This is a genomic window from Gemmiger formicilis (assembly GCF_016901605.1).
Taxonomy (GTDB): domain Bacteria; phylum Bacillota; class Clostridia; order Oscillospirales; family Ruminococcaceae; genus Gemmiger; species Gemmiger formicilis_B.
The window spans coordinates 1-464 of the sequence record NZ_JACJKP010000438.1 but is presented as its reverse complement, the minus strand read 5'-3'; the positions used below and the strand labels follow the sequence as shown (position 1 = coordinate 464).

Genomic DNA, 464 nt, shown 5'->3' with positions numbered 1-464 from the left:
AGACTGAGGACCCCGTGATCCGGCAGTACGGTGTGGATTATCTTTCGGTGTGCTGCCTGTTCAGCCTCGGCTGCATGATCCAGTGCATGGTGGAAAAACTGCTCACCGCCACCGGCCGTTCCAACTATGCCATGATCACCCAGCTGGTGGGTGCCTGCACCAACATCATCATGGACCCCATCCTGATCTTCGGGCTGTTCGGCTTCCCCCGTATGGAAGCCGCCGGCGCCGCAGCCGCCACGGTGATCGGCCAGTTCCTGGGTGCCTTTACGGGGCTTTACCTCAACCTGCGCCACAACCACGATCTCCATTTCCGGCTGCAGGATTTCCGGCCCCAGGCCCGCACCATAAAACGCATCTATCAGGTGGGCATCCCCTCCATCGCCATGACTTCGGTGGGCAGCGTGATGACCTTCTGCATGAACCGCATCCTCATCGGCTTTTCCAGCACGGCGGTGGCGGTG

Annotated in this window: 1 protein-coding gene; it reads left to right on the top strand. The window is 60.8% G+C overall.

Translation table 11 applies throughout. The features are described from left to right. Positions 1–464, top strand: a 464-nt coding sequence (locus H6B10_RS15325) for a polysaccharide biosynthesis C-terminal domain-containing protein (RefSeq protein WP_204652343.1), incomplete at both ends; no start/stop codon positions are given.